This window comes from Clostridium sp. MCC353 (assembly GCF_018785315.1).
GTDB lineage: Bacteria > Bacillota > Clostridia > Lachnospirales > Lachnospiraceae > CHH4-2.
On the sequence record NZ_WQPN01000090.1, the window covers coordinates 13,940 to 37,309 of the forward strand.

General features: G+C 46.5%; 27 protein-coding genes. 22 read left to right on the forward strand and 5 right to left on the reverse strand.

What is annotated here, in order from left to right; translation table 11 throughout:
- The first annotated feature begins 76 nt into the window (after positions 1–76).
- The 4 genes from GPL15_RS15990 (at position 77) to GPL15_RS16005 (ending at position 4,001) form a co-directional block, all read left to right on the forward strand.
- Positions 77–1,267 carry a coenzyme F420-0:L-glutamate ligase gene (locus GPL15_RS15990; RefSeq protein WP_215699688.1) on the forward strand — a complete coding sequence of 397 codons (1,191 nt, stop codon included), beginning with the start codon at positions 77–79 and terminating at the stop codon, positions 1,265–1,267.
- 92 nt (positions 1,268–1,359) lie between these two features.
- Positions 1,360–2,754: a sodium-dependent transporter gene (locus GPL15_RS15995; protein ID WP_215699689.1), complete on the forward strand. Its 1,395-nt coding sequence runs from the start codon at positions 1,360–1,362 to the stop codon at positions 2,752–2,754.
- Between the two features lie 97 nt (positions 2,755–2,851).
- Entirely contained in the window at positions 2,852–3,193 is a 342-nt protein-coding gene (locus GPL15_RS16000; protein WP_215699690.1) for a DUF3784 domain-containing protein, read from the forward strand.
- Positions 3,194–3,251: 58 nt separating this feature from the next.
- The gene (locus GPL15_RS16005) at positions 3,252–4,001 is read left to right on the forward strand and encodes a GH25 family lysozyme (RefSeq protein ID WP_215699691.1); all 750 of its coding nucleotides are present in this window, start codon (positions 3,252–3,254) and stop codon (positions 3,999–4,001) included.
- A gap of 109 nt (positions 4,002–4,110) precedes the next feature.
- Here the strand turns inward: GPL15_RS16005 and GPL15_RS16010 are convergent, their stop codons facing one another.
- The 5 genes from GPL15_RS16010 to GPL15_RS16030 all read right to left on the reverse strand — a co-directional run bounded on the left by GPL15_RS16010 (position 4,111) and on the right by GPL15_RS16030 (position 6,719).
- Positions 4,111–4,380: a hypothetical protein gene (locus GPL15_RS16010; RefSeq protein WP_215699692.1), complete on the reverse strand. Its 270-nt coding sequence runs from the start codon at positions 4,378–4,380 to the stop codon at positions 4,111–4,113.
- A 60-nt stretch (positions 4,381–4,440) separates the two neighbouring features.
- Complete coding sequence (locus tag GPL15_RS16015; RefSeq protein WP_215699714.1) at positions 4,441–4,734, reverse strand: hypothetical protein; 294 nt, start codon at positions 4,732–4,734, stop codon at positions 4,441–4,443.
- A gap of 96 nt (positions 4,735–4,830) precedes the next feature.
- Entirely contained in the window at positions 4,831–5,154 is a 324-nt protein-coding gene (locus tag GPL15_RS16020; protein ID WP_215699693.1) for a hypothetical protein, read from the reverse strand.
- 38 nt (positions 5,155–5,192) lie between these two features.
- Positions 5,193–6,254 (reverse strand): suppressor of fused domain protein, encoded by a 1,062-nt coding sequence (locus tag GPL15_RS16025; RefSeq protein WP_215699694.1) that lies wholly within the window; start codon positions 6,252–6,254, stop codon positions 5,193–5,195.
- Between the two features lie 114 nt (positions 6,255–6,368).
- Complete coding sequence (locus GPL15_RS16030) at positions 6,369–6,719, reverse strand: hypothetical protein (RefSeq protein WP_215699695.1); 351 nt, start codon at positions 6,717–6,719, stop codon at positions 6,369–6,371.
- Between the two features lie 545 nt (positions 6,720–7,264).
- Between GPL15_RS16030 and GPL15_RS16035 the strand changes: the two genes are divergently transcribed.
- The 18 genes from GPL15_RS16035 to GPL15_RS16120 all read left to right on the forward strand — a co-directional run bounded on the left by GPL15_RS16035 (position 7,265) and on the right by GPL15_RS16120 (position 23,224).
- The gene (locus GPL15_RS16035; RefSeq protein ID WP_215699696.1) at positions 7,265–7,969 is read left to right on the forward strand and encodes a GntR family transcriptional regulator; all 705 of its coding nucleotides are present in this window, start codon (positions 7,265–7,267) and stop codon (positions 7,967–7,969) included.
- Positions 7,970–7,996: 27 nt separating this feature from the next.
- The gene (locus GPL15_RS16040) at positions 7,997–8,422 is read left to right on the forward strand and encodes a hypothetical protein (protein ID WP_215699697.1); all 426 of its coding nucleotides are present in this window, start codon (positions 7,997–7,999) and stop codon (positions 8,420–8,422) included.
- A 14-nt stretch (positions 8,423–8,436) separates the two neighbouring features.
- A complete protein-coding gene (locus GPL15_RS16045) occupies positions 8,437–9,222 on the forward strand; it encodes a PTS sugar transporter subunit IIC (protein WP_215699698.1) in 786 nt (261 codons plus the stop codon).
- Positions 9,215–10,012, forward strand: coding sequence for a PTS system mannose/fructose/sorbose family transporter subunit IID (locus GPL15_RS16050; protein ID WP_215699699.1), 798 nt, complete (start codon positions 9,215–9,217; stop codon positions 10,010–10,012). The genes GPL15_RS16045 and GPL15_RS16050 overlap by 8 nt, the downstream gene beginning before the upstream one ends.
- Before the next feature lie 14 nt (positions 10,013–10,026).
- On the forward strand, positions 10,027–10,506 hold the full coding sequence (locus GPL15_RS16055; protein ID WP_215699700.1) for a PTS sugar transporter subunit IIB: 480 nt from the start codon (positions 10,027–10,029) through the stop codon (positions 10,504–10,506).
- 84 nt (positions 10,507–10,590) lie between these two features.
- Positions 10,591–11,751: a glycoside hydrolase family 88 protein gene (locus tag GPL15_RS16060; RefSeq protein ID WP_215699701.1), complete on the forward strand. Its 1,161-nt coding sequence runs from the start codon at positions 10,591–10,593 to the stop codon at positions 11,749–11,751.
- A gap of 13 nt (positions 11,752–11,764) precedes the next feature.
- Positions 11,765–13,531, forward strand: coding sequence for a beta-galactosidase family protein (locus GPL15_RS16065; protein WP_215699702.1), 1,767 nt, complete (start codon positions 11,765–11,767; stop codon positions 13,529–13,531).
- A gap of 413 nt (positions 13,532–13,944) precedes the next feature.
- The gene (locus GPL15_RS16070; protein ID WP_215699703.1) at positions 13,945–14,256 is read left to right on the forward strand and encodes a helix-turn-helix transcriptional regulator; all 312 of its coding nucleotides are present in this window, start codon (positions 13,945–13,947) and stop codon (positions 14,254–14,256) included.
- The gene (locus tag GPL15_RS16075) at positions 14,243–15,598 is read left to right on the forward strand and encodes a DUF2812 domain-containing protein (protein ID WP_215699704.1); all 1,356 of its coding nucleotides are present in this window, start codon (positions 14,243–14,245) and stop codon (positions 15,596–15,598) included. Before GPL15_RS16070 ends, GPL15_RS16075 begins: the two co-directional genes overlap by 14 nt.
- A 12-nt stretch (positions 15,599–15,610) precedes the next feature.
- Positions 15,611–15,901 (forward strand): GNAT family N-acetyltransferase, encoded by a 291-nt coding sequence (locus GPL15_RS16080; protein WP_275950501.1) that lies wholly within the window; start codon positions 15,611–15,613, stop codon positions 15,899–15,901.
- A gap of 19 nt (positions 15,902–15,920) precedes the next feature.
- Positions 15,921–16,451 (forward strand): GNAT family N-acetyltransferase, encoded by a 531-nt coding sequence (locus GPL15_RS16085; protein WP_215699706.1) that lies wholly within the window; start codon positions 15,921–15,923, stop codon positions 16,449–16,451.
- Positions 16,452–16,808: 357 nt separating this feature from the next.
- The gene (locus GPL15_RS16090) at positions 16,809–17,969 is read left to right on the forward strand and encodes an MFS transporter (protein ID WP_252198461.1); all 1,161 of its coding nucleotides are present in this window, start codon (positions 16,809–16,811) and stop codon (positions 17,967–17,969) included.
- Positions 17,970–18,172: 203 nt separating this feature from the next.
- The gene (locus GPL15_RS16095; RefSeq protein ID WP_215699707.1) at positions 18,173–18,448 is read left to right on the forward strand and encodes an acylphosphatase; all 276 of its coding nucleotides are present in this window, start codon (positions 18,173–18,175) and stop codon (positions 18,446–18,448) included.
- 81 nt (positions 18,449–18,529) lie between these two features.
- Positions 18,530–19,558, forward strand: a complete 1,029-nt coding sequence (locus tag GPL15_RS16100) for an NUDIX domain-containing protein (RefSeq protein WP_215699708.1) — start codon at positions 18,530–18,532, stop codon at positions 19,556–19,558.
- A gap of 26 nt (positions 19,559–19,584) precedes the next feature.
- Positions 19,585–20,493 carry a LysR family transcriptional regulator gene (locus GPL15_RS16105; RefSeq protein ID WP_252198462.1) on the forward strand — a complete coding sequence of 303 codons (909 nt, stop codon included), beginning with the start codon at positions 19,585–19,587 and terminating at the stop codon, positions 20,491–20,493.
- A gap of 103 nt (positions 20,494–20,596) precedes the next feature.
- Complete coding sequence (locus tag GPL15_RS16110) at positions 20,597–21,412, forward strand: DUF3100 domain-containing protein (protein WP_215699709.1); 816 nt, start codon at positions 20,597–20,599, stop codon at positions 21,410–21,412.
- Positions 21,413–21,874, forward strand: a complete 462-nt coding sequence (locus GPL15_RS16115; RefSeq protein WP_215699710.1) for a hypothetical protein — start codon at positions 21,413–21,415, stop codon at positions 21,872–21,874.
- A gap of 12 nt (positions 21,875–21,886) precedes the next feature.
- Positions 21,887–23,224 carry an amidohydrolase gene (locus tag GPL15_RS16120; RefSeq protein WP_215699711.1) on the forward strand — a complete coding sequence of 446 codons (1,338 nt, stop codon included), beginning with the start codon at positions 21,887–21,889 and terminating at the stop codon, positions 23,222–23,224.
- Positions 23,225–23,370 lie beyond the last annotated feature (146 nt).

The window sequence follows — 23,370 nt, forward strand, 5'->3', positions numbered from 1 at the left end:
CATATGATAGAAATTACTGTATAATAAAAAAGTATGTGCAATACAAACGAAATTAAAATAGAATGGTGGAGTTGCAATGGAACGCAGAGTAGGAACTATTTCAAGAGGAATTCGTTGTCCGATTATCCGGGAAGGTGACCCGTTGGCCGATATCGTGGTATCCAGTGTTTTGGAAGCGGCAGAAAGCGAAGGCTTTGAGCTGAGGGACAGGGATGTTATTTCAGTTACCGAGTCAATTGTGGCGAGAGCGCAGGGAAATTATGCCTCCGTGGAAGCGATTGCTGAAGATGTAAAGGAGAAGTTAGGCGGAGAGACCATCGGCGTTATCTTCCCGATTCTTTCCAGAAACCGTTTTGCTGTCTGTCTCAGAGGCATTGCCATGGGAGCCAAAAAAGTTGTGCTCATGCTCAGCTATCCCAGCGATGAGGTGGGCAATTCACTGGTGTCTCTGGATCAGTTAGACGACGCGGGGATTAATCCGTACAGCGATGTGCTGACACTGGAGCAGTACCGTAAATTGTTCGGTGAAAACAAGCATCCTTTTACAGGAGTCGATTATGTGGAGTATTACAGCAGCCTGATCCGGGAAGCCGGAGCGGAGGTTACCGTGATATTTGCCAATAATCCCAAGGAGATTCTGAACTATACAAAGAATGTGCTGAACTGTGACATACATACCAGATTCCGGACAAAACGCATTTTAAAGGATGCGGGAGCAGAACGGGTATGCGGGCTGGACGACATTCTGACGGCTCCGGTTGACGGAAGCGGATTTAATGAAAGATACGGCCTTCTTGGCTCCAATAAATCAACAGAAGAAACGATTAAATTATTCCCACAGGAATGCACGGATTTCGTGCTGGATATCCAGAAACAGATTCTTGATAAGACAGGAAAGCATGTGGAAGTCATGGTTTACGGTGACGGAGCGTTTAAAGACCCGGTGGGCAAGATCTGGGAACTGGCTGACCCATGTGTATCCCCTGCTTATACGCCGGGACTGGAAGGGACGCCAAATGAGGTGAAATTAAAATATCTGGCGGACAACGATTTCAAGGATTTAACAGGGGAGGCGCTGAAAGAGGCGATTTCCAAGAGAATCCAGGAAAAGAACGAAAACCTGGTAGGCGATATGGCGGCTCAGGGCACGACACCCAGAAGGCTGACGGATCTGATCGGTTCCCTGTGTGATTTAACCAGCGGCTCAGGAGATAAAGGAACTCCGGTCATTCTGGTTCAGGGATATTTTGATAATTTTACAAATTAGTAGTTTGGATGTGATACTATAAGGCTGTTGCAGATTTTGCGGCAGCCTTATGTATGCATTTGGTACGGAAAGAGAAAGGTGGAGAAGTTGAAATGAAGAAAGAAGGCGGTCAAAACCAGGCGCCTGGCGGCGAGGCCAGGGGGAGTTTTTCCGGTAAACTGGGATATATCATGGCGGTTGCCGGGTCAGCGGTGGGGCTGGGCAACATCTGGAGGTTTCCCTATCTGGCGGCAAAATACGGAGGAGGGATATTCCTCTTGGTATATCTGATTCTGGTGGTAACATTCGGTTATGCCCTGATTGTTTCGGAAACGGCCCTGGGCCGTATGACTGGGAAAAGCCCGGTGGGCGCATTTACAACCTTTGGAAAGGGGAAAATGTTCCGGTTCGGCGGCTGGATCAATGCGGTGATCCCCATGGTGATTGTGCCGTATTACTGTGTGATCGGCGGCTGGGTGGCTAAATACCTGTTTGAATATATGAGGGGCGGCTCAGTTTATCTGGCGGCCGACGGATATTTTGATTCGTTTATCACCAATTCGGCAAGCGTGGAATTGTGGTTTGTTGTATTTGGCATTGCCGTATTTTTAGTGATCGTGGCAGGAGTGGAGCAGGGGGTTGAAAAAGTATCCAAGACGATGATGCCCCTTTTGGTGATCCTGGCCTTTTTTGTGGCCGGATATTCCGTTACCCGTCCGGGAGCCATGGAAGGGGTTAAGTATTTTTTAATTCCAAACTTTAAGAATTTTTCTTTTATGACAGTAGTTGCTGCCATGGGGCAGATGTTTTATTCCCTGTCCATTGCCATGGGCGTGCTCTATACTTATGGTTCTTATATTAAAAAGGATGTGGACATTGAAAAGTCCACAAAACAGATTGAGATTTTCGATACGATGATCGCTCTTTTGGCGGGGCTTATGATCATTCCCGCGGTATTTGCGTTTTCCGGCGGGGATTCGGCAACTCTGAAGGCGGGACCGTCTTTGATGTTCATCACCATTCCTAAGGTATTTGCCAGCATGGGCATGGGGAATCTGATCGGTTTGGTATTTTTCCTGATGGTTTTATTTGCGGCCCTGACCAGCGCCATTTCCCTGATGGAAACCAGCGTTTCCACCATTGTGGATCAGACCGGATGGAACCGGAAAACCTGCAGCCTGATCATGGCGGCTGTGATGTTTTTGATCGGTACGGCCTGTGCGTTTGGTTTTGGTATCTGGAGTTTCATCCAGCCGCTTAAAATGAGCATACTGGATTTTCTGGACTTTTTGAGCAATTCCGTGATGATGCCTGTTGCGGCGTTCTGTACCTGCATATTGATTGTGAGAGTGGTTGGGTTTAAAGCGATTTCGAAGGAAGTCAAGATTTCTTCAGAGTTTAAGAGAGAGAGAATCTATGGTTATCTTGTAAAATATGTGGCTCCTTTGTGTATTTTGCTGATTCTGATCAGTTCCATTGCCAATGCGTTCGGATGGATTCATTTATAGGATGTAATAAAAGAAATACAGCCCTCCTTGTTTTTTCGGATTGTTGTGATAAACTAATCGTAACAAAACCATAAAAGCGGAAATGGGGTGAACCTGTATGGGTGAAAATGAGATTTGGGCGGCTGTCTGCGTTAGTTTGGCGGCTGTCTTCTGTCTGCTGGGGATCGTGTTTGCCCTCAGCGGAGAAAAAGGGGCTATGCTGGTCAGTGGTTTTAATACCCTTTCCAAAGAGGAGAGGGAAAAGTATGACCGGAAGCAAATCAGCCTTGACATGAGAAATTCCCTCTTTTTATGGAGCGGGATTTTAGGGGCGGGAGCGGTATGTTCCATAATATTCCATTGGGGAATGGCTGCGGCTGCCCTTTTGATCTGGCTTGTATTGTTTTTCAGGGATGTACATCTTGATGCCCATAAAGCGTTTGAAAAGTACAAGAAGTGAGCGAAACGATGCTGATCAGAGTGTCTGTAAGGGAAATGCAGGATAAAAGGTGAGTTGAATGAAATTGATGCGAAAAAAGATCTGGATCATCAGCATGGCCGCTGGGGCCGTGCTGATTCTGCTGGCCGTTTTGGGAATTGGGATTCTTACAAAAAAGATAAAACCCAATCTCTGGCTGTCCGGAGCTTACCAAGTACGGGGAGTGGATGTATCTCATTATCAGGGTGAAATTGACTGGAATGCGCTGAGCGGACAGGGAATCCAATTTGCCTTTATCAAAGCTTCGGAAGGAAGCGGCCATGTGGATGAGAATTTTGCTGGGAATTGGGAAAATGTGAAGGAGACGGGGATATACTCAGGGGCGTATCATTTTTTCAGCTTTGACAGCCCCGGCGATTCCCAGGCGGATCTTTTCATCAGTACGGTTCCTAAGGAAGAGGGAAGGCTGGCGCCGGCGGCGGACGTTGAGTTTTACGGAGATAAAAAGGTGAACCGGCCTGATCCGCAGCAGGTCCGGCAGCAGCTTGATATTTTCTTAAAACGGCTGGAAGACCACTATGGAGTTAAGCCGGTCATTTATACCACCATGACCGTATATGATTCTTATATTAAGGGTTATTATGAAGAATATCCCCTATGGATCCGCAACGTCTATTATTCTCCCGATTTTGACATGAAAGGGGATTGGACGTTCTGGCAGTATTCGGATACGGAGAAGCTGGACGGATACCAGGGGCAGGAACCCTATATTGATCTGAACGTTTTTAAGGGATCGGTGGAAGACTTAGAGGTTTTTTTGCAGGAATAGGCGGTTAGCTGCATTCTGAGCTTTTGGCTTGAGAGGGGAAAAATCCAGATGTTTTAGTGAGTTTGTCCATTCAAAATAATCTTCTTCATCGCACCTATTATGAAGAAGATTATTTTCTTGTCCATTGTATTTTTATAGATTCCCATGTCATCCTGCCATCTATATATTCATCATCAATTACATGATTACAATACTCGGAAAGATAAATACAATCTAGTCTTTTTCCGTGAGTATCGTATAAGCTGTAAGGATAAAGAAATAACTTGTCACATGAAGCATCATCCATTTTGATACATTCCTCAGCAAGATAACCTTCTTCCATTAACAATTTTTCTCCTGCACTCCAAGAAAGACCTTGAAGAATATCCAATATAATCATTATTTCTCCTTGGCAAATTCTCAATTTTCAGTTTGATAAACTGGAAATTGAGGAATGCTTTTATTCTGCTTCTTCCCACTTTAAATTAGGATACAACTCTCCAGTTTCGGCAAAATGCAGGACACATTCTGCTGCCAAGTCTAAATTATCTAACGCATTTCGCTTTAGAACTGGCGTTTGCCTTCCAATATTTACAGGTGCATCCTCTTGGGAGTCCTCCTCACCGTATTCATCCAAAGCCAAAAACGCATCTGCAATCTGATTGTTGCGAATATTGAAAATCAGTTTACTTACTGCTTCTTGAGTGACCGGCTGCTCATCATCATTAAGAAAATGGATGGCAAGGTTATCCATACTTATTGCCTCCTTAAAAAATTTTGATTTTTGTTACCCAAAAGCCGTCAGGAAAAATAAAAGGTAGAATACCTTAGCAAATTGGAATTGTTAAAATTACTTTTTATATTTTTTCTCAATCACCAACGAATAAACTGCCATAAAAACAATGGTTTCCACTACAATTCCTGCAACGGAGATAACTATCCATTTGGAATGTCCTGTAAGCAAAGGAAGTCCGAGCAGAATAAATACAATGCCATGTGCAACATAGAGCTTAGACATTGCATGATTATACTTTCTTATATCCGTCACCTCAAACATTCTCTTATGTCCCCAAAATCTGATTGCTTTTTTTGAAAACCATATGTATACGGCTAAACATAAATAAATAACGGCCCAAATGCATATTATGACAAAAAAGAACATATTATTTTTCACTCAGATACCTCCAATTTATTCCTAAATTCATATAACCCTTATCTTCTGAATATATGAATTGCCGGAAGTTCGTCCGTCAGGAGTTTCAAGGTCTCTTCCGTCCCTTGTTCTACCAGCCGCTGGTACTGATCCTCCCGCAAAGGCACCGCCCATAGCAGATTTACCGGTTCCTCCATAAAGTTCTTATAAACCGGGGCGGATATCTCCGGGATCAGGCGGGAGTTTAGCAGCCACACGGCCGAATACCCTTCCAGCGCTTTGCATGGAACGGTGTGCCCATGACCCAGCCAAGTGATTTCCCGCCAGGGATATGACGCCAGAGAGGACAGAAAAGAGTACATCCGCATCTGTTCCTCCGCCCCGCAGCCAGATGAGGCGAAGCCCAGCTCGATCCTTCGGAACTTTTCGGTTTCCTTCTGGTAATACTGTTCAATTTTGGGCAGGGGCACCATGCTGACGCCTGCCGTGATCCCGTAGCAGATCCCGTCCTTTTCTCCGGTCACCAAGGCTCTGGGTGGAAACTTCTTCCCGTCGATGCCATAATACTTCTGATGCGGACCGAAGAATTCCTCCAGAATTTCCAAATGCATTTCCTGCACCTGACCCCAGTAGTCCTTCTCAAAAAAGTCCCAGAATTTTATGCTTTTAGCTACCCGCGCCTCCAACGTCTCAAGAGTCTGTTTCAGCCCCCAGGCAAATGGGCCGGTGCCCTTGGCATAAATGGAATAGCCGCAAAAATCATTGTATCCTGCCCAGCCGGGGATTAGGCATATGAGCCTCCCGTCTGACAAAAGGGCTGCGCCGTCCCCCTCCTCCAGCCATACAATTTCCAGAGAATCCTTGTTCAGATGAATACCCGACGGATCATGGGCAACATATTCGGATGGCATAGAAGGAGCCCTGCCGTCCTCCATGGCCTTCCTGTCAATTTCATCCCCAGCCGGAGCTGTGTTGCAGATCCAGCACTCCCTCATGTAGGCGCGTTCGGAATTGGGGTAAAACCAGAGATAAAAATAACAATTTTGGTCTGTTTCTTCTACAAATGCCTGGATATCACATACGGGAGACCAGGTTTCCAGTAAAATATTAGATTCGCTCATTCTTTCCTCCATTCATGTTTTTTCCATCCATGTTTCATTGTTTCGTCAGCGAGTTCCTCATCCATTTTATTTTGTTCTATTCCGGTTTGCTCACCCCAACAAAATAAAATACGATTATATGGTCAGGAAAATACTTTCTCCAAAATTGATAGCTGCACCAAAATCTTCTAATGTTATGAAGGTTAAACTAGCACTATAAACTTCGATATTCTCAAACCAATCCTCTGGCAAACGCTCACCCAGTTTTGAACTAAAATAATCAGATACCTTATCTTTACATAACGTCAACCATTCCAAGTAATTTGTCAATATAGGGGCAACTTCTATCCGGTCTAACTTTTTACAAATATTAATATCACACTCAGACTTTTCAAGTTCAAAATCAAATATTTTAACTGAAGCAGTTGGGTGATAGTAAATAAACCTGCCATCTTCATCAAATTTTTCCAGTAATAATTCTTTCATTATTTGCCTCGTTTAATTCCGAGTTGTATCAAAGTCCACAATACATCATTCGTTTTTTTTATTCTACCATAATTCCTGGAATGTGGAAATAGTGTGTTTTCCGATCGGATTTCCAGGAGCGGCAGTGCGGAGGAACGGGCCGGATTTTTCCAGCGGATTTATGCTTCTCTATTGGAACCGCTTAAATACGGCGCCTTATTTATTTACTAAAACGCATATTGCAGAAGGAAAAATGATGGGTGAAAAAATATGGACTTCCAAAGAAAAATAGGTCTTAATTGTTTTTGATCTTCAATTTGTATGAAATAGACAAAATCAGACTTGTATAATTGGTAATAATTTTGAGAAAAAGTTGTTGCATTTGAAAATCGGACGTAGTAATATGTAATTATCAACTTAACATATTAACCTATTAACTAGTTATTATAGAAATGAAAAGGAGGTAGGAATAAAAAAGAAACTGCCTGCCGGTTGAAGTTTGGTTCCTGATTTGATACTATTACTTTATCTATTAACATATTAAGTACATAAAGGAGAGAACGGGTATGGCAATTCCAAAATATCAGCAGATAAAACAGACATTATTATATGAGATTAAGAACGGTAAATTTTTGCCGGGAGACAAGTTTTACAGTGAAGCGGATTTAAAGAGCAAGTTTAATGTCAGCAGCATTACGGCAGTGAAGGCGCTGCAGTGTCTGACCAACGAAGGATATCTGGTCAGATATCAGGGAAAGGGCACTTACGTATCGAAGGCGAAACGGGGAAAGATCGTGAAGTTTTCCGACCGTGAAAAGTATCAGAACGGACAGGAGAAGACGGAAATCATATCCATTCAGATGATTACGGATGGTAAGATCGCCTCGGAACTGAACATTTCTTCAAACGAACCATTTTATCATATCAAGAGGGTGCGGTTTGTGGATGATCAGCCGATTTTGGTGCAGAACAGTTACATTATCCGGGAATTTATCCGGCCGGAGGATGTGGAACATCCGGAACGCTTTACTTCCATCTACACAAAGATACGCCAGGATTACGGGATTGACCTGTTCCAGGCGGATTCCAAGGAGATCACGGAAATCGTGTATCCGACGCCGGAGGAAGAGCGGAAGCTTTTAGGGCTTTTGGGGGATGCGCCGTCTGCATTTACAAAGAGATACACTTATCTTTTTGACGGAAGAACGATTGAGTATATTGAGATGTATAAACGCTGGGATTATTTCAGCATTGAAATTGAGCCGATTTAACAGGCAGAATGGAAAACGGAGGAAAGTATGGAAATCTTGATTGTTTCCCATCGTGGAATCGCAAGCGGAATTAAGAGTACGGTGGATATGGTTCTTGGCAACAGCAGCCATATAAAGACGATTGAACTGACAGAAGAAGGCGTGGACATCTATGTGAAGGAACTGGAAAGCTATCTGACCGCATGGCTGACAGAAGGAAAACAGGGAATAATATTTGCAGATATCAAAGGCGGAACCCCATTTAACCAGGCGGAGCTTCTTTTAAATAAACATCAGTTGAAGAACAGGGCAAAGGTGATCAGCGGCGTGAATCTGCCGATGATCGTGGACGCCAGCTTTCGGGAACTGGATGTGAACCGTTTCGAAGAACTGGAAGAATTGATTGGCAACGGCAGAGAAGGGATCAGCTGCAGCGAACTCAGCGTGCAGACCGATTCTTCAGACGATGAATAAGGAGTGTAGATGAGATGGAATTTCAATGGTGGCAGATATTATTATTGACTTTATATGCAGGTTTTGCATTTTATGACGGCAACAATACGACTTTTGGTTTCGTAAAACCATCCATGGCCGGTTTTATGGCAGGACTGATTCTGGGAGACATTAAAACAGGATTATTTGTAGGAGGAACCTTAAACCTTCTGGTGCTGGGCGTCGGCAATTTCGGCGGCGCTTCCATTCCGGACTACATGACAGGCGCGCTCTTAGGAACCGCTTTCGCAATCCAGAGCGGCGAACCGGAATTAGGCGTGACACTGGCAATTCCCATCGGGCTTTTGATGATCCAGCTGGATATCCTGGCCCGGTTCAGCAACACGTTCTTCCAGCACAGGGCTGAAAAATACGTGTCGGAAGGAAAATTCGACAAGGCGGCTAATATGAACCTTTTGGGTCTGATCCCTCAGTCCCTGTCCAGAATGCTTCCGGTTTTCGTAGCTTTGATCTTCGGCTCCACCTTTGTCCAGCTTGTTGTGGACAACATTCCGATTTGGCTGATGAGCGGACTTAAAACAGCAGGTGGTATTCTTCCTGCCCTCGGTGTTGCAATCCTTCTCCGGTATCTGCCGGTGAGCAAAAATATTCCTTATCTGATTATTGGTTTTGTGCTGGCAGCCTATCTGAAGGTTCCGGTGCTGGGCGTAGCTTTGATTGGCGTAGCCTTAGCGATTCTGGTGTTCCAGAATGATAAAGAGGATCAGCCGCAGGCAGCGGAAAGTTCGGTTATGAATGCAGGAGGTATGGGTGATGAGTAAGAATATAGATATGTCGGGAGTGAAAAAACAGACGTTCTGGAGATGGTATTTTATAGGCGGCGCAGGCTGGAACTATGAGAAAATGCAGGGCCTCGGATACTATTACAGCATGCTTCCGGCAGTTAAAAAATGCTATGAGAACGAAGAAGACAAGAAAACTGCTGCTATGACGGAACTTCAGTTTTTCAACACCAACAATACGATGGCTCCCATCATCATGGGTGTGGACAATGCGATACAGGAAGAAAAAGGGATCGATGCTATTGATACGGTAGCATCTTTAAAAACCGGTATGATGGGGCCTCTGGCCGGAATCGGCGATACCCTGTTCCATGTAATTCCATCCACGATTATCGGTTCCATCGCCTCCTATATGGCATTAGAAGGAAGCCCTGCGGCTTTAATCCTCTGGATTCTGTTCGGATTCCTGCGCCTTGGTTTTATGAGAAGCTTTTTCTCCATGGGATACAGGGAAGGCGCTAAGGTTGTGAGTGAACTTGGAAACCGTTTAAAGAAGATTACAAAAGCGGCCAATGTGCTGGGCATCATGGTAATCGGGGCATTGGTTCCATCAGTAGTCAACGCCAAATTTGCCTATGTGTTTAACATGGGAGAAGTTACGAAATCAGTTCAGGAACTGGCCGACCAGATCATGCCTGCACTGGCTCCTGCGCTGGTAGTATTTTTTACCTACTGGATGCTGGGAAGAAAGAAAATGAATTCTACCAGAGTCACATTTCTTTTGGTACTTGTTGGAATTTTAGCATATAATTTGAAAATATTTAGTTAAGGAGGATTTGAATAATGAAGGGATTTGTACATATCAGAATTGATGACCGTTTAATCCATGGACAGGTAGCCACACGCTGGTCAACCGGTTTGAGAGTGAACCGTATTATGGTAATTGATGATAAGGTGGCGGCAAATGACGATGAAAAGACAATTTTGCGCATGGCTGCTCCGGCAGGAGTGAATACTTCCATTCTGCCCTTTGAAAAAGCGGTCGCCAACATTAAAAATGGAAATTACGACGGACAGAGGGTTATGCTGATCGTGAAAACACCGGAAATCCTGGTTCGCATGATGAAAGAGGGCGTGAATCTTCTTCCGGTTAACATCGGCAATCTTTCCAACCGTCCGGGAACCACCCAGTATAAGAAATCTGTCAGCATGACGCCTGCGGAGAGGGAAGCCGTGGACCAGCTTCTGGCAGCAGGAATCAGAGTAACGGCCCAGATGGTGCCGGATGATCCTGAAACGAGTATTGAAGCATTTTTGAAATAAGTTACGCAATATGGAAAGCTGCGTAACGCAGTATATGCGTAACGCAGTATTTGCGCAAAAATGCTCTGGCATGGAAGGATTAGTATGAATTTAGAGAGAAATAAACAAATATTGCTGGAAAAATCCCAGCTTGTGGATGAGGATCTGGTTCAAGGGGAGCTGGACTGGATCTGTGAGAAGCTGGAGATCAACAGGAAGCGGTTCGGGGAGAATTTTCCTTCCGCATGTTCGGAACAGGGGCGTTACCGGATTAAGGGAAATGACGACTGGACCAATGGATTCTGGACGGGGATGCTGTGGATGGCTTATCTGCATACCGGTGAAAATAAGTTCAAAGAGCTGGCCTTCGCCAATGTGGAAAGCTTTCGGAAACGCCTTCGGGATCATTTTGTGCTGGATCACCATGATATCGGTTTTCTCTACAGCCCATCGGCAGTTGCCGGATACCGGATTACCAGGGATGAGAAGATCGGGGAACTGATCATTCAGGCGGCGGACTGCCTGGCCGGGCGTTTTCAGAAAAAAGGTGGTTTCATCCAGGCGTGGGGAGCGCTGGATTGTGACCGGGAATACCGATTGATTATCGATTCCCTTTTGAACCTGCCTCTGCTTTATGAAGCGTACGGCATGACCGGAAATCTCTGTTATAAAGAAATCGGGGACACTCATTATGACCGGGTGCTGCACAATATTGTGAGGCCGGATTATTCCACCTATCATACATTTTACTTCGATCCGGCGACCGGGCTTCCATCTCACGGGGCGACTCATCAGGGCTTTAAGGATGATTCCTGCTGGGCCAGGGGCCAGGCGTGGGCGATTCTGGGAATTCCCCTTCACGTGAGAAAAACGGAGGAAATGGGGGAACGGGAATGTTACGGCAGGATTACAGACTATTTCCTAAGCCGTCTTTCTGAGGAAGGAATCCCTTATTGGGATCTGATATTTACGGAAAATGACCTGCAGCCCTATGACAGTTCTGCGCTGGCCATTGCCGCCTGCGGCCTTATGGAAGCGGAAGGCGCGGGATATTATGAACAGGCTGGAGCGCTGGCCAAGGGGATGACGGCGGTTCTGGCCGAAAACTGCACTTCAAGGAATAAAGACGCAGAAGGAATCCTTCTTCATGGCGTCTATGCATTTGCAGAAGGAAAAGGGATCAACCAGGCCAATCTTTGGGGAGATTATTACTATATGGAAGCCTTGATGAGGCTGAAAAAACCGGGTTGGGAGACGTTTTGGTAAGAGAGGAAAAGACATGAGTTCATTTGAGATAGGCAGAGAGTTTCTTTTAGACGGGAAACCGGTTAAGATTTTATCGGGAGCTGTACATTATTTCCGGATTGTGCCGGAATATTGGGAGGACTGTCTGTATCATTTAAAAGCCCTTGGATGCAACACGGTGGAAACTTATATCCCCTGGAATCTGCATGAGAAAGAGGAAGGGAGCTTTGATTTTAAGGGAATAAAAGATGTGGGAGCGTTCCTTCGCCTGGCGCAGAAGATGGGCTTATACGCGATCGTCCGTCCCTCTCCGTATATCTGTGCGGAATGGGAATTCGGCGGCCTGCCTGCCTGGCTGCTCCGGTATGAGGGCATGAAGGTGAGAACCAACACTCCCTTATTCCTGGAAAAAGTGGAGAACTACTACAAAGCCCTGTTTCAAGTTCTCAACCCTTTGCAGATCACCAAAGGCGGCCCGGTCCTGATGATGCAGGTGGAAAATGAATACGGTTCCTTTGGAAATGACAAAGAGTATTTGAGACAGATCAAGCGGTTGATGCTGGAACAGGGGGTGGAAGTGCCTCTGTTTACCTCCGACGGTTCCTGGATGCAGGCTTTGGAAGCAGGAAGCCTGGTGGATGAAGATGTATTTGTAACGGCCAACTTCGGATCACGGTCTGATGAAAATCTGGATATGCTGGAGGCATTTTTTAAAAAGCATAACAAACAGTGGCCCCTCATGTGCATGGAATTCTGGGATGGCTGGTTTAACCGGTGGGGTGAGCCTATTGTGGAGAGAGAGGCGGATGAACTTGCCCGGGAGGCGGAATCGCTGCTGAAACGGGCCAGCATGAATCTGTATATGTTCCAGGGCGGCACCAATTTCGGATTTATGAACGGATGTTCGGCCAGGGATCATTTGGATCTGCCCCAGGTCACTTCCTATGATTATGGCGCGCCCATGACGGAATGGGGAGAAGCCGGAGAAAAGTTTGCGGCTTTGCAGCAGGCCATAAAGCGGGCGGTTCCTGAAGCATTTCAGGCAGAACCCAGAATCAGAAAGCAGATGGCTTATGGGGAAATTCCTGTAAAACGGAAGGTATCCCTGTTCGCTGCAGCGGATTCTCTGGCAAAAAAACAGCACAGTGAACATCCACTCACTATGGAAGAAGCGGGCAGCGGATATGGATATATGCTCTATCACAAAGAGGTGAAAGGCTATGACCAGAATGAAAAGATCAAAATCGTAGAAGCCGCCGACCGGGTACAGCTTTTCGTAAACCACAGATGGTCGGCCACCCAGTATCAGGAAACATTGGGAAAAGATCTGGAAGTATATCTGGAAAAACAAAATTCCATCGATATCCTGGTGGAGAACATGGGCAGGGTCAATTACGGCTACAAACTGGTGGCGCCTACGCAGAAAAAGGGAATCCGGTCAGGCGTCCGGGTGGACATCCATTTTGAAAGCGGCTGGGATCAATATGCCCTGGATTTTGCCAATATAGAAAACCTGGACTTTTCAAAGGGATGGGAAGAAGGGGTTCCCGCCTTTTATGAGTTTGAATGGGAAGCAGAGGAATGTGCGGATACATTTTTGGACTGCAGCCGGCTGGGAAAAGGCGTGGCCTTTGTAAATGGATTCCATCTGGGACGTTACTGGTCGGAAGGGCCCATCTGCTATCTGTACATACCGGGGCCGCTGCTGAAAAAGGGGAAGAACAGGATTGTGGTCTTTGAAACGGAAGGGGTGGCTGTGGAGAAGATTGAGTTGAAGGGGGAGGCTGTTTATAGAAGTTAGAGGCATTTAGTTGTGAAGGTAACGCAGGAAAGCGGTGCGAGGCGGAGAGCGGAAGGCTGGTTTTCTCAGGCCGAGGTAATTAAATGCGGTTTTACAACAGGTAGTTTTGACATCAAATTTTAACATTAAACCCCACATTAAACCCCGCATTAAACCCCGAAGGCATTTTCGAAAATGCCTTCGGGGTTTAATGTTAATTCCCACGTCATTTACATCAAATCTCCATGTCAATTCTTCTCCATGGCGTTACTCCTGCCAATACATTAATAAAGACAATCCCCCTAAATGGAATGAATACAGAAAAGGTTAAGAAAAACGTCATATCAGTTAAATTGACAATATCGATAATCGATGTTATCCTGAAGTCAGGAAACATCGATTATCGATATTAATTGTACGAGGGGTGGCGGCTAATGGCGAGAGAACAGTTTCAATCCCTGACGGAGCAGATGTATTATATCCTTCTGGCGTTGACGGAGGAACGGTGCGGCGTGGATATATCCCGGCAGGTGGGGGAGATTTCAGGGGACAGGATACAGATAGGGCCCGGCACTCTATATGCTCTTTTGGAGAAATTTAAGGTATCAGGAATGATTGCGGAGACGGCAATGGAGGGGCGGAAGCGGTTTTATAAGATAACTCCTTACGGACGCCGGGTTTTGAAAGAGGAATATGAGAGACTGAAAAAGCTGGTAGAGGAGGGAAAGCCCTATGTTGAATTATAAGATGTCACTTTGGAGTTTCCAGGCAGATCAACTGGAGGCATTTGCTGAATATTTGGAACAGCAGGCGAAGAAGGGCTGGTTTATTGACTGCAAAAAGGCGGATATCATACCGTTTCCTGTTTTCAGGCGGCGAAAACCAGGGAATAAACGGTATTCGGTTGTGATGATTCCTAATATTTCACAGTGGGATACGGACAATGACAGCCGTGTGGTGGAGTACCGCCAGATGTGTGAAGAATATGGCTGGGAATTTGTGGGCAGTTACAGGAAATTCCGGATTTTTTCATCGGAGAACCAGGATGCGGTTCCCATTGAAACAGATCCGAAGCTGTGGTTTGAAAATGTGGGGCGGGAACAGCTTACCAGAACCATTCCCTGCTATTTGGTTCTTCTTGTTCTGTTTGTGATCCAGAGCAGGAGCTTTACCAGAAATCCATCCTGGAACCTGGTAAATAATAATATGGTGGGAAGCTTTGCGGCTCAGATTCTGGCGGCAGTATCCATGGCGTTTTTAGCGGTGAAAAGTACCATCTGGTATGTGAGAACCCGGTCCAGATTAAATGCCGGGCGGCCGCTTAAAAAGGTGTCTTTGAAGAGCGTTAAGGTTTCTTCCGGCATTGTGATGGCCGCGATTCTGCTCATGATTGTTACCCTGTTCGGTACGGGGGGAAGCGTTAAAAAGCTGATATTGGGAGGAGTGATGTTTGCAGCGGTCATGGTGTCCATGGCTGTGTCCGGAGCCATTTTCCGGTTGGTTAAAAAGCGGGGAGAGGGATCGGATCAGGAGAATAATTTCGGTTATTTTGTGATCAGTTTTTTCAGTATATTATTGATGATAGGAATGTTAAATGTTGTTTTATTCAGGGTTTTTCCCGGAGGTCTAATAGAACGGGATGCGGTTTTTGAAGGTGAGACGGAGTTCCCTTTCGATCCGTCTGCATTCGGGTATGAATGGGACGACAGCCGCTATGCCAAAAACGATAGAAGTATTTTGGCCTCCCTTCAGAGCGGGGCGTATAAGAAGGCGGGAGAAGACGGGGAAAAAGGAAGGGTATCGATCAGCCTGTATACAGCCAGATACGACTGGGTTTATCATTGGCTCTATGAGGATATGAAAGATTACTATGGAAATGCATATGTGGTCACAGGGCCGGAGATATCACGGCCATGCGATTTGACCGTTGAATATTACAAGTATGAGATTCCGGATGCGCAGACTGATAAACGATTTATCTATGTTGTGCAGAAGGGAAGCCATATTTTGAAGCTGAATTTCGATAAAAAAGATGATAAAGAACTTGTCAGCCATGTGTTGGAACAGTTTGAGGAGTGGAACGGATAGGGGATTTTCTATTTGGCGGCTATGGAGGAAGGAAAAATGACAGGCTTTATCAGTGTTCATATGAACCTCCTGCTCCATCACGCCGGGATGGTTGCTGAAATACAGGAGTTAATTGTCAGGCAAGACTACAGAGGGCAGAAGGTTGGCAAAGAATTGATTGAAAGGGCAGGAGAGATGGCGGTGCAAAAGGGCTGCATGCAGATTGAAGTATGCTGCAGCCGGAAGCGGAGCCGGGCTCATCATTTTTATGAATCCTGTGGGATGAAGAACAGTCATTATAAATTCTGTATGCAGTTAAAATAATCATAAATGAGGTAAGACTATGAAAAAAATATTGGAAACAGACCGCCTTATACTGCGGGAAATGGAACAGACGGACTATGAAGCGTTGTGCCGAATGCTGCAGGACAGGGAAGTGATGTATGCTTATGAGCATTCATTTAGTGATGAAGAGGCCCATCAGTGGCTGGAACGCCAGATTCAGAGATACCGGGAATTTGGATATGGCCTTTGGGCGGTTGTGCTGAAGGTAGAAAACAGGATGGTTGGACAATGCGGTATAACCCGGCAGGATTGTGATGGAAAGCAGGTTTTGGAAGTTGGATATCTGTTTGAAAAGGCGTATTGGCACCGGGGATATGCAACGGAGGCAGCCATTGCATGTAAAGAATATGCCTTTGATCAATTGGGGGCGGATGAAGTTTATTCCATCATCAGGGATAATAATGTGGCTTCCCAGAAGGTGGCGGAAAGAAATGGGATGGAGTGCAGGGGAATGTTTGTAAAGCATTATTATAATATGGATATGCCCCATCTGATTTTTTCAGTAAAGCAAAAGGCAGTGCAGGATTAAATATATTTCCGATTGACAGATTAGCAGGTATTTGATAAGATGTGTTTAATTTATTGGAGAAATGGAGGGCATTTGATGTATTATTCAATTCGGTTAAGATAATTTACGACATTGCGGACAACCGTATGGCTGCGGTTTATTTGTTGTATTTATTTTACGAATTGCATGATGCATCCTATGCTCTTTTTCTGTGGAAAAATATTGCAGATGAAGACGTGGCGTGCGTTTTTGTCTGCATTTTTGTTTGGGAGGAAGAGAGTTTAATGTGCCGTGTATTGCGGCAGAATGCGAGGAAATATGACAGAAAATATAACACAAAATATGACACAAAATAAAAATTGGAAAAGTAAATTTTTTATGATTGCCGCAGGGCAGACCGTTTCTCTGATCGGCAGTTCGGTAGTGCAGTTTGCGCTGATCTGGTGGCTGGCCAGCGAGACTTCATCACCGCTTATGATGGCTATGTCCGGTATGGCGGCTTTTTTACCTCAGATATTCCTGGGGCCCTTTGCTGGGGTGTGGATTGACCGGTTAAAACGAAAATATGTGGTGATTGCCGCGGACTTATTCATCGGCGCCGCGGCCCTTATCTTTGCTGCAATCTTATGGTACGGACATCCGCCCTATTGGGCCGCATGTCTGATTCTGGGCGTTCGGGCGCTGGGCGGAGTTTTCCATACGCCTGCGATTCAATCCATCATCCCTCAGCTTGTGCCGGCGGATAAGCTGATGAAAGCCAATGGATGGAGCCAGTTCATGCAGTCCGGCGCGTTTATGCTGGGGCCGGTTTTGGGAGCTGCGATGTATGCGGCGTTTCCGCTTCCGGTAATTCTTATTACTGATTTTGCCGGAGCCGCTGTGGCCAGCATTACGGTGGCTGTTGTGAAAATTCCGGAACCGGTTCATGAAAAACGTCAGGTTCCTCATTTTGTCAAGGAAATGAAAGAGGGGATTGGGATATTTAGAAGGGACAGGGAACTGATGAAGCTGACCATAGCATCGACGGTTGCCATGGTATTTTATCTGCCGCTGTCCACTTATTATCCGCTGATGTCCAGCAGCTATTTTCATGGAAATGCCTGGCATGGCAGTATTGTGGAATTGTGCTATGCGATCGGCATGATGGTATCGGCAATCCTGTTCGGAAGTCTGGGAAAGTCTGATCATAAGATCAGGATTGTATATCTGGGTCTGGCCGGAATCGGAATTACATGTGTTGTCAGCGGCCTGCTGCCTCCTGCCATGTGGGCCTGGGTGATTTTTGCCGCAGTCTGTGTTTTTATGGGCGGATTCTCCAATGTTTATAACATTCCGTATATTGCTTATATGCAGGAAACGATTCCGGCCCAGGTTCAGGGCAGGGCATTTTCCCTGATCGGAAGTCTGATGTCCCTTGCTATGCCTGTAGGGCTTTTGGTATCCAGTCCGGTCGCCCAATTTTTCGGAGTGCCGGTATGGTTTTTGATTTCGGGGATTGGGATTCTTTTGACCGTCCTTATGTGCCGGATGACCCGCTGAGACCGTCTTCTCATCCGATATGCCGTTTTTTTACAGGCCATAAACGTTCTTGATTATTCAAACCATACGGTATAGAATAAAAGGATCGGGACAAATCTCCCACAAACTGTGACGCGCATCTGATGGAAAGCAATTTTCAAACACACTTTGGTGCAGGCAGCTTATCGTATCGCAGTTCAAGAAGTTCCGGCATGGAGGATTCTATGGATAAAGTGAGAAAACATATCATATTTTACGGCCGTGTCCAAGGTGTGGGATTCCGTTATACGGCCTGTTATCTGGCCCGGCCTTTGGGACTTACGGGGTGGGTGAAAAACTTATGGGACGGCAGCGTAGAGATGGAAGTACAGGGGCCAAACGAAGAGATCGAGATATTCCTTCACCGCCTCCAAAATGGCCGTTTCATACAGGTTGACCGAATGGATATACGGGAAATCCCCGCAGAGAAGGAACATGATTTTGTGGAAATATGGAATTAAACTGTAACAATTCAGACGGCTGGTCTTCTTGACCGAAAAGGCCGTCCGCCGTCTGTTACGTTAAACTGAAGGAGTACAGCTATGATGCCGAAAACGAATATGACAACCTTATGTTATCTGGAAAAGGATGACAGCTATCTGATGATGCACCGGGTAAAGAAAGTTCAGGATGTGAATAAGGATAAATGGATCGGGGTTGGAGGACATTTTGAAGAAGGGGAAAGCCCGGAAGAGTGTTTAAAACGGGAAGTGAAAGAGGAGACCGGACTGACCCTGACCGATTTCCGTTTCCGGGGAATCATCACATTTATCTCGGATAAATGGCAGCCGGAGTACATGTGCCTTTACACATCCAAGGGGTTCGAAGGGGAGATGACAGCCTGTTCGGAAGGAACCCTGGAATGGGTGAAAAAGGAGGATGTGCTGTCGTTAAATCTCTGGGAAGGGGATAAGATATTCTTTCAGCTTCTGAAAGAGGAGGCTCCGTTCTTCTCATTAAAATTGAGATATGAAGGGGACAGGCTTATGGAAGCCGTTCTGGATGGGAAAGAACTGGAACTTCTGGAAGAACTGGATGAGGAGGGCAATAAGACCGGGCGGGTGAGAGCGCGTTTTCTGATGCATATGGACGGAACTCCCCACGCCACCTCCCATATCTGGCTGATCCGCCCGAATCATAAAAGCGGATATGACATCCTGCTCCAGAAGCGCAGCGCCGGAAAGGATGCATTTCCGGGCTGTTACGACATCTCTTCGGCAGGCCATGTGCCGGCAGGCAGCGGGTATATGGAATCCGCTTTGAGGGAATTGAAGGAGGAACTGGGGATTTCAGCCTGTGAAGGGGATTTGGAATACATAGGGACCCATTCTGGAAAAGATGAGGCTGAATTTTATGGAAAACCATTTATCAATCATGAGATCAGCCATGTTTACCTTTATAAAAAACCGGTGGATATCAGCGGCCTGCGTCTTCAGAAGGAAGAGGTGGAATCGGTTATGTGGATGGATTTTAAAGAGTGCAGAATGGGAATGGAAGATGGAAGCTTAAACCACTGCCTCAGCGAGACGGAGATGGAACTGTTGGAACGGGTTTTAATGAAGGGCTGTTAAAGGATGGAAAAATAAAGCGGAGGGAAATGATGACATTACAGCAGATGAAGTATTTTATTACGGTGGCGGAATCCGGTTCCATCAGCGAGGCGGCCAAACGCCTGTATACGGCCCAGTCCAGCGTGTCCAGTGCCGTCAAGGAGGTGGAATCTTACTATGGAATCACCGCATTTCTGCGGGATACCAAAGGGGTGTGGCTGACCAAGGAAGGGGAAGAACTGCTGATTGAATTCAAAGGTGTGCTCCAGAGGCTGGAGTTTCTGGAAGAAAAATATGCCGGAAAAACTTATCACAGGCAGGGATTTTCGGTTTCCACCCAGCATCATATCTGCGGCATGGATTCCTTTATCTCCGTGGTGAGATCCATGGATGCGGAAGAATATAAATTCGGGTTTAACGAATGCAAGACGTCTGCGGTTCTGGAACGGGTGGAAAAAGGCATGGACGATATTGGAATCATTTTTTTCGCTGAGGAGAGCAAAGGCAGGATGGTTCAGGAGCTGCGCAACAGAAATCTGATCTTTAACCACATTTCCTATAAAAAGGCCCACGTTTACATCAGTGAAAAGCATCCTCTCGCCGGAAGAGAGAGCATTCGTGTGGAAGAACTCATGAAATATCCCTTTATTACCTATGACAGGGCGGCGGATGCGAATCCGGCTTATACGGAGATGATCGTTCCTTATTTCCGTCTGAAGAAGGTGATTGCCGTATCCGACAGGGCGGCAGCCTATTCCCTGATGAGGTGGGCGGACGGATTTGTGGTGGGAAGCGGTTACCATTCCTCCGACGCATATTATAAAGATATATTGTCCATACCGATCCATGATGGAATTAAACTGGAAGTGGGGTGGATTGTGAAAAATAAATTCGTGCTGACGGAGGCTGCGGAACAGTTTATCGGGCTGATTCGTCAAATTGAAACAAAACGATAGGTATTTATCGTAAAAAACGATGGATATCTATCGTTTTTTGGTGGATTCGATAAAAAACGGATCTGTGTTATCCTAGAATTATAAAAAGAAAAGGAGTGGCAGTATGGAAAAGTTAAAAACCGTAGTCCAAAAATATTGGAAAGTTTATGCTGCGGCAGTGGTGATCGCAGTGATCTGTGATTCCATCGGCACGATCAAATTCAATGTGGGAATCGGCACGCTGACATTGTTTCCAATGGTATTTGCAACAATTATAGGCGGGATGTTAGGGCCGGATGCATTCAGGCTTTTTAAAATGCCGGAGTCAAAACTGGGGGGAAGTCTAGTTCTGGTGGCATTGGCGCCGTTTATGGCGAAGATGGGCGTTTCGGCGGGAGCTAACCTGGCAAAGCTGGTTTCTGTGGGGCCGGCCCTCATTTTACAGGAATTCGGAAACCTGGGAACCATCTTCCTTTCCCTTCCGCTGGCGCTGCTTCTGGGACTGAAAAAAGAGGCTATCGGCGCCTGCTATTCGATCAACCGGGATTCCAATCTGGGGCTTACCACCGATATCTGCGGGCCGGATGCGGCGGAAACCAGAGGCACTTTTGCAGTTTATATCGTTGGTTCTGTAATCGGAACGGTTTTTATCGGCATTCTGGCCAGCCTTGTGGCTTCCTGGGATCTGCTTCATCCGCTGGCATTAGGCATGGCAAGCGGCGTGGGCAGCGGTTCCATGATGACCGCAGCCGCCGGCACTCTGGGTGAAGTTTATCCTCAGTATGCGGAAGATATCATGGTACTGGGAGGTGCCAGCGACATGCTGACCGGCATTACTGGAATCTATATGGGAACTTTCATCGGTCTGCCGGTTACAAGAAAACTATACGCATTCCTGGAACCGAAAATAAGCAAAAAAATGAACAGGGAGGGAAAATAAATGGTAAGGAAATATTTTCTTCAGCAGTTGGGACTGTTGTGTATGGTGTCGGTTATCATGATCCTGACCAATATAATCGGCTATAAAATGCCGCTGCTGGATTCAATTAAGGGAATTTTAGTGCTGTGTGCCATCGCTTTATTCGGCCTCACGCTCAGCAAATTCATGAGCCGCTTTATCCACCTGCCATCCATGATGTACGTTTCCCTGACCGGGCTTTTGCTGGCCTGCCCGCTGTCACCTGTTAAGGATACCATCATTCAGGTGACAAACCAGGTGGCGTTTATGGCTCCGGCAACCGCGCTGGGAGCATTTGCCGGAATATCTCTGGGCAAAGATTTAAAGGATTTTGCAAAAATGGGATGGAAGCTGGTGGTGATCACTCTGTTCGTAATCACCGGAACCTTTATTTTCTCAGCAATTGTGGCGGATCTTGTGCTCAGGGCGACAGGGGCAGTTTAGGAGGAAAAAAATATGGAAAAATGTGATATTTTGATAAGAAATTGTCAAATTTTGAAACCGGATATGAGCGTCTCAGAGGCCTGCAGCGTTGTAATAGACCATACTATGATCAAAAAGATCGGCGATGTCACTGAGATGGATCAGCAGTTTATCCCGTCGGAGGTGCTGGACGGAACCGGAAAACTTCTGATGCCGGGTTTCACGGACGGACATACCCACACCTGCCAGCAATTGCTGAGAGGGCGGGTTTCGGATGAATACCCCATGGTGTGGACCAGATTCCTGGTTCCATTTGAAAGCAATTTAAAGCCGGAGGATTCCTATGTCAGCGCCCAGTTGGCCTGTGTTGAAATGATTAAAAACGGAACGACTTCATTTGCGGATTCCGGCGGCGTACATATGGAACGGGTGGCGGACGCTGTGATCGAATCGGGAATGAGGGCGGCAATCGCCAAGTCCACCATGGATATGGGAAATGCCATTACCGGAGCGATGAAAGAAACTGCGGATGAAGCCATTGAGCACACAAAAGAACTGTACCGCGCCTATCAGGGAGCCGGGGACGGCAGGATCGATATCTGGTTTGCAATCCGTCAGGTCATGACCTGTTCGAAGGAGCTGATCAGGATGGTGGGAGAGGCGGCAGCAGAATTTAAGACAGGCATCCATGCCCATCTCTGTGAGCACAAGGACGAAGTCAGCTTCTGCCTGCAGAATTACCAGAAACGCCCGGCCCAGTTCTTAGACGAGATGGGCATCCTGGGGCCCAATCTGCTGACTGCCCACAATGTGATGCTCTCTGACCGGGATATTTCCATCATGGCAGAACGCGGGGTAAAGGTGATCCACTGTCCCAGGGCAAATTTAGCGAACCACGGATTTCCCAAAACGCCTCAGATATTAGAAGCGGGCCTGAGCGTGGGCTTAGGCTGTGACGGGGCAGCGCCGTCCAATCTGGATTTGTTCGACGAAATGAAGGTTCTCCGCTATGGAATGCTGGCATATTGGGGTCTGGCTTCCTTCAATCCCGTAGTCATGACCTGCCCGACCCTCCTTGCCATGGCAACCCAGGGCGGCGCCAATGCCATCGGCCACGGAGATATGCTGGGCAGTGTGGAGGAAGGCAAAAAGGCGGATGTGATCCTGCTGAACATCGACCAGCCCCATATCACCCCAACCCAGAACCTGGTCAACAGCATTGTGGACGCCGCAAATGGGCACGATGTGACGGATTCCGTGATTAACGGTAAGATCGTGATGAAGGACAGGGAGGTTCTCACCATGGATGAGGAAAAAATAAGGAGAGAAGCGCAGATTCACATGGACGAGATTGTGAAGAGGGCTTATTGAGAATCTTTATTTAGTTGATTAGTGAAAGTAACGCCATGAATCCAGGGAATGGGGACGGACGGGGGCGGAGGCCTGCTTGGCGGTTTGACGCCGGACGGAGCGGAATCCGTTGGCGATGAAAACCGGCTTCCAACCGTAAGTGAAAC

What these genes read in the sequence shown, in the direction of transcription:
- GPL15_RS16115 (WP_215699710.1), top strand. Translation starts at nt 21,413, where the DNA reads ATGGTAAGGAAATATTTTCTTCAGCAGTTGGGACTGTTGTGTATGGTG.
- GPL15_RS16015 (WP_215699714.1), bottom strand. Translation starts at nt 4,734, where the DNA reads ATGGATAACCTTGCCATCCATTTTCTTAATGATGATGAGCAGCCGGTC.
- GPL15_RS16105 (WP_252198462.1), top strand. Translation starts at nt 19,585, where the DNA reads ATGATGACATTACAGCAGATGAAGTATTTTATTACGGTGGCGGAATCC.
- GPL15_RS16035 (WP_215699696.1), top strand. Translation starts at nt 7,265, where the DNA reads ATGGCAATTCCAAAATATCAGCAGATAAAACAGACATTATTATATGAG.
- GPL15_RS16070 (WP_215699703.1), top strand. Translation starts at nt 13,945, where the DNA reads ATGGCGAGAGAACAGTTTCAATCCCTGACGGAGCAGATGTATTATATC.
- GPL15_RS16040 (WP_215699697.1), top strand. Translation starts at nt 7,997, where the DNA reads ATGGAAATCTTGATTGTTTCCCATCGTGGAATCGCAAGCGGAATTAAG.
- GPL15_RS15990 (WP_215699688.1), top strand. Translation starts at nt 77, where the DNA reads ATGGAACGCAGAGTAGGAACTATTTCAAGAGGAATTCGTTGTCCGATT.
- GPL15_RS16005 (WP_215699691.1), top strand. Translation starts at nt 3,252, where the DNA reads ATGAAATTGATGCGAAAAAAGATCTGGATCATCAGCATGGCCGCTGGG.
- GPL15_RS16065 (WP_215699702.1), top strand. Translation starts at nt 11,765, where the DNA reads ATGAGTTCATTTGAGATAGGCAGAGAGTTTCTTTTAGACGGGAAACCG.
- GPL15_RS16075 (WP_215699704.1), top strand. Translation starts at nt 14,243, where the DNA reads ATGTTGAATTATAAGATGTCACTTTGGAGTTTCCAGGCAGATCAACTG.
- GPL15_RS16025 (WP_215699694.1), bottom strand. Translation starts at nt 6,254, where the DNA reads ATGAGCGAATCTAATATTTTACTGGAAACCTGGTCTCCCGTATGTGAT.
- GPL15_RS16120 (WP_215699711.1), top strand. Translation starts at nt 21,887, where the DNA reads ATGGAAAAATGTGATATTTTGATAAGAAATTGTCAAATTTTGAAACCG.
- GPL15_RS16030 (WP_215699695.1), bottom strand. Translation starts at nt 6,719, where the DNA reads ATGAAAGAATTATTACTGGAAAAATTTGATGAAGATGGCAGGTTTATT.
- GPL15_RS16050 (WP_215699699.1), top strand. Translation starts at nt 9,215, where the DNA reads ATGAGTAAGAATATAGATATGTCGGGAGTGAAAAAACAGACGTTCTGG.
- GPL15_RS16085 (WP_215699706.1), top strand. Translation starts at nt 15,921, where the DNA reads ATGAAAAAAATATTGGAAACAGACCGCCTTATACTGCGGGAAATGGAA.
- GPL15_RS15995 (WP_215699689.1), top strand. Translation starts at nt 1,360, where the DNA reads ATGAAGAAAGAAGGCGGTCAAAACCAGGCGCCTGGCGGCGAGGCCAGG.
- GPL15_RS16060 (WP_215699701.1), top strand. Translation starts at nt 10,591, where the DNA reads ATGAATTTAGAGAGAAATAAACAAATATTGCTGGAAAAATCCCAGCTT.
- GPL15_RS16000 (WP_215699690.1), top strand. Translation starts at nt 2,852, where the DNA reads ATGGGTGAAAATGAGATTTGGGCGGCTGTCTGCGTTAGTTTGGCGGCT.
- GPL15_RS16045 (WP_215699698.1), top strand. Translation starts at nt 8,437, where the DNA reads ATGGAATTTCAATGGTGGCAGATATTATTATTGACTTTATATGCAGGT.
- GPL15_RS16110 (WP_215699709.1), top strand. Translation starts at nt 20,597, where the DNA reads ATGGAAAAGTTAAAAACCGTAGTCCAAAAATATTGGAAAGTTTATGCT.
- GPL15_RS16055 (WP_215699700.1), top strand. Translation starts at nt 10,027, where the DNA reads ATGAAGGGATTTGTACATATCAGAATTGATGACCGTTTAATCCATGGA.
- GPL15_RS16100 (WP_215699708.1), top strand. Translation starts at nt 18,530, where the DNA reads ATGATGCCGAAAACGAATATGACAACCTTATGTTATCTGGAAAAGGAT.
- GPL15_RS16090 (WP_252198461.1), top strand. Translation starts at nt 16,809, where the DNA reads ATGATTGCCGCAGGGCAGACCGTTTCTCTGATCGGCAGTTCGGTAGTG.
- GPL15_RS16095 (WP_215699707.1), top strand. Translation starts at nt 18,173, where the DNA reads ATGGATAAAGTGAGAAAACATATCATATTTTACGGCCGTGTCCAAGGT.
- GPL15_RS16010 (WP_215699692.1), bottom strand. Translation starts at nt 4,380, where the DNA reads ATGATTATATTGGATATTCTTCAAGGTCTTTCTTGGAGTGCAGGAGAA.